3 protein-coding genes are annotated in these 4,345 nt (G+C 38.5%); all 3 read right to left on the reverse strand.

The features are described from left to right. Window positions 1-272 precede the first annotated feature (272 nt). Window positions 273-1,130 carry a hypothetical protein gene (locus ACUVXA_RS16915; protein ID WP_445872464.1) on the reverse strand — a complete coding sequence of 286 codons (858 nt, stop codon included), beginning with the start codon at window positions 1,128-1,130 and terminating at the stop codon, window positions 273-275. Window positions 1,131-1,652: 522 nt separating this feature from the next. Continuing rightward, complete coding sequence (locus ACUVXA_RS16920; protein ID WP_445872465.1) at window positions 1,653-1,877, reverse strand: DUF2283 domain-containing protein; 225 nt, start codon at window positions 1,875-1,877, stop codon at window positions 1,653-1,655. A gap of 294 nt (window positions 1,878-2,171) precedes the next feature. Continuing rightward, window positions 2,172-4,345: N-6 DNA methylase (locus tag ACUVXA_RS16925; RefSeq protein WP_445872466.1), on the reverse strand; the 2,174-nt coding region annotated here is incomplete at its 5' end.

The raw sequence follows: 4,345 nt of genomic DNA on the forward strand, positions 1-4,345 counted from the left end.
AAGTCCAAGAATGGTATTATTTATCATTAAATCTTTCTACTGTTGTGAACCCTTTGGACTATCCGCTGCTGAGTGGGAACGCCTATTGGGGACTGGCCATTTTGTTGCCAGTTTTTGCACTTGTTCTTCTTGTTTCATTCCCTTTTGTCCACCTTTTACTCTTTTAATCCACACCATTTTTGGTTCATTAATACTATATAAACACATCGAGAAGTGGAATTAGACGATAAAAATCCAGTCTTCCATTACTGGACATGTTTTTCGGATAGTTTTTAAAGATGTTTTAATGCTTTTCTCAAATCTTTTAGCGTCTGTTCTATTGTTTTGCTTTTTAGGACTTGGAATCCTCCCACGTTTTTGTGTCCTCCGGAGGAGTAATCTTGGCTTCTTAAATAGTCGTAAATTCTTGTGAGGTCTATGTTTTTCCGGGTGGCTACGGTTCCGCCTTTTACTCCTTTTTCCTCTAGTCCTATGGCAATCACTATAGGGATCTTCTCTTCTAATGTGAGCATAGCGTTTTTTGAGGCTCCTCTCTCCCAGCGGTCGTTGAACCGAAAAGTGAAGTAGACGGCTTCCGGAGTTAGTTTTGTGCTTTTTCCTAGGAGTTCTACTGTTTTTTCCTCTATTTTTTGGTATTCTGTTTGCTGTTTTTCTGCCAATTCTTGGAGCTGTTTCCATTCTCCTTTTTTGACCATTTCTGCTGTTTGTTGGCGGGGGAAGCTTTTAGCGTCTACTCTGTAGGCTTTCCAGAGTGTTTGGCTCAGCTCGGTGTTTAGGGTTGCGGTGTCCACTTCTTCTATGGCTTTTCTCCACTCTTCTGGGAAGTCTAGTTTCCAATGGTCTGCTATGAGTGAGGAGACTGCTTTGTATTCTGGTTTTAGAATCCACTGATTGCCCTGCTCGTCCACCCCTTCTCGTGGCTGGGTTCCGTGATGATCAATTATTAGTGAGTTTCGCATGTTTTTTACGCGGCCCGGTGTGATTTCAATGCAGGCTGCATTTTCAACAATTAAATCCGGTAATTCTAGGGGGAATTCTAGAGGTAAATCCTGGATACGTGAGAGTAGTCCAGCTCCTACCACTCCGTCCCAGTCTCCATGTGCTATGATTCTCAATATAGTAGACTTCATAAGTGCAACCCCTATTTTCATTTAGTTTATCTGCGTTTCAAGTTTAATAATAAGAATAAAGTTGATTTCTAAATCAAAAATCTTTTCAATCTTTAACCAAAAACATCTATGGGTAGAGGAAATTGGTAGTGAAGGAGGTTAGAAGTGGTTGAGCAAGGAGGCTGTAGAAAATAGTGATAAGGTTCCTGTGCTAGGCTGAGTCACATACCCATCCCTAGAAGGAGAATGAGTATGAGGGGGATTCGAACCTCTGGATTCTTGCTCTAAGATTGGAGCAACTATTTCCAGCCTCACTTGCTCACATATTAATAAGGGGCTGAGAGTGGGTAGTAGGGAGATTTCGGACTAGCCGAACTACTCACACATCCCCATGAATTTTTTATAATCCTAATTAGATATTTAAACATTTCTTTTTCAAAACAAGCTTTTATTTAATATGTTGGAGAAGTGTAAGAGAATGAAAACAAAATTTTCGGGAATCATTTAAAGTGTTTTTTGATTTGGTAACTTTTTTAAATGGACCTATTGGTCAGTATTCTTATCGTTGTAGTATTTTTTGTGACTTTTTTCCATTAACTTCATTGCGTTAATTATTTCTATTCCAATTATTTTGCCTTTTTCACCTATTTCCAAGTTGATATTTGGGGTGAGTTCTATGAATCCTTCTTCCTCCCCTTCAGCGACCACAACATAGAGTATATCGCTTTCTTTATCGTAGAGTACGCGGGGAATTTTTTTCTCGTTCAAGCAACGTCCTTCCAGAATTTACTCTATTACTTATCTGTTTTTCACCTTTAGGGTGGCAGGTTACTATTATTATTTCTTCATCGAAAATATCATAAGCAACTATGATATACCTTTCTTTGCTCCCATAATTCATCTTCTTAACTGCAATACTGTGCCCAGTAACTTTGTCTATGAATCTTTCTTCTGCCTCTGAATATACAGTTTTGGGTAAATCGTGTGGAAATTTTCTTATTTTCAGCCTCTGTGACAAATGTTTGGAATAATAAAGTTTCAAAAAATCACTATTTTTATTTATCAATGATTACCGGAAATAGGTATTTTGGATAAAGTTTTGTGTGGTTGTGTATTGAACTTCTGATTGCCTAATGTCTGATATATTTCTTCTAACATTTTTTTTGGATTTTCTATTTTTATTGCATTTAGTAATGATAAATCTAGTTCCTGTCTATATTTTTCATTCAGTTGATTCCATATTGGGGGAAGCGGTTTTTTTATCATATTTTTAATACTATTACAAATTTCTGAACTTCTTTCCATATCAATTACTTTTGTGTTGATTATGGGTAGTTCGAGATAATCGTTTTCCAAGAATCTGTTCCATCTTTCCGAGATTTTTCTACCCAATAACATGAAGGTTGAAATGAAAATTGTGGAATTAAACCAAGCCACGAGAATTTTACTGATTGTTCTGTTTTCTTCTCTGGTTATATAGAAGTTTTTGGATGCTGCTACTTTTTCTTCGCTATGGTTTGCAAAGACTCCTCTTCTTTTGAATGTAGGGTCAACCTTGTCTGGTAGGAATACGTGCCCGAACGGTTTTTTGGTTACCATTTGTTTATGTACATGGCTATACCAGTGTTTACCGTAAGCATTTAGGGCGGGCTTGGCTGTTCTAGACTCTATTCCCCATTTTATGTAAAATTGCAGGTCTTGGGATAAATTGTTTATTTCCGTGGGTGGGATTGAAAGCATGTAGCTGTCTACGCTTGCCTCGATGGTAAATCTGTAGAGGCCTGGTTTGCGTAGAGTTCTTACCAGAAATTTTTTACTCAGTGACAGTCTGTTTTTGTTCTCAACATTTTCTATTTCCGCATATTTTTCATTCTCTTTAATGATGTTCCAGTGCTTATTCGGGATGAAGAAGAATTCCGGTCCATACATTTCAACTCCTCTGATGATACTCTGTCTACCTTGTATCTGATTCCAGTATCCTAGGGTGCCCTGTTTTAATCCCTGCTTAAACACAATGACAATGATGTCTCTAAGCTTACTCTCGCCGAATAAGGATAGCCAGTTAATATCTAGGAATTGAGGCAAATCGTGGATATTGAATGAATTTGTTGTGATTAATTCTCGCTGTTTCAGGATTTGCTTAGCTGTTTTTTCTACATCGTTGTTTAATTCGGTAAATAGTGTTAATCCCCTCTTGTTTGCTCCCTTGACTGCTACTATGATGATCTCTTTGAATCCGCTATCCTCGGAAAATGATGGCCTGTTTGCGAGTTCCAAAACTCCGAGAACATCATAATTTTCCTTGAGCAGTGATTTGTAACCTCTTCCATATATGGTGTAAAAAGTGGATGCTGGGAGTACAGAGACCAGCAGTCCGTCGTTGTTTAGTACATAGTCTGCTAGGAACATGGATAGAGCTTGAAGGCTTTCCTCCCTTCGGGTTATGTAGTTTCCGTAGCCTAATTCGCTTATGACTTTCAGTAAATATTCTCGGTGACTTTTCTCTAAGTATTTCCATCTGGTGAATGGGGGATTGGTTAAAATGATATCTGCTCTAGGCGTTTTAGAACCGTTATCTGTGTTTATGATTTGGGGGACTTCTTTGAAAGTGTCTCCGGTTACGACCTTTATGATTTCTTTCTTTCCTCTTACTGCCTGTAGTATTGATGCGTATGCGACAAGTGCGGGTAGGGGTGTAGGTTCGATGCCCCAGACCTTTTCTAATTTTTGTGTTCCTATTTTACGGATTGCAGCTGTTAGGGTGCGGCCCGCGCCAAGAAACGGGTCTGCAATTACTATTTTTTGTTTTCCACAAATTTTCAGATATTCAAAAACCATTTTTTCCATGAAATCGATGCCCTGGTTTATGGTGTAGTAGGCTGCTAGTCTTTTTCTCTCCTCTGGGGGAATCAACTTTTGGACCTGAACTTGGCTCCCACTTATGGAAATTTTTCCTTTCGATAATTCTGACTCAATATAACTAATTTCTTCCTGATTCAATTTTCCTAGGTTTGATAATACAGGGGCTTCCCAGTCTTTTAGCGATCGCAAGTCTAAATCTCGATTATACTGTAGGATAGTGTTTAAACTAGATAAAAAGATTTTAAAATTCTCCAGAATAGTGGGTTCTATTCCCAACTTTTGCAGTATTCTGTTCTGCTTAGCGGTTCCTTTCACGGGATTCCGTTGTCCGAAACTTACCCATCTAGGACACTTCCAGATGGTGTTCGGTTCCT

The sequence above is a fragment of the Candidatus Jordarchaeum sp. genome (assembly GCF_052745115.1).

What these genes read in the sequence shown, in the direction of transcription:
- ACUVXA_RS16915 (WP_445872464.1), bottom strand. Translation starts at nt 1,130, where the DNA reads ATGAAGTCTACTATATTGAGAATCATAGCACATGGAGACTGGGACGGA.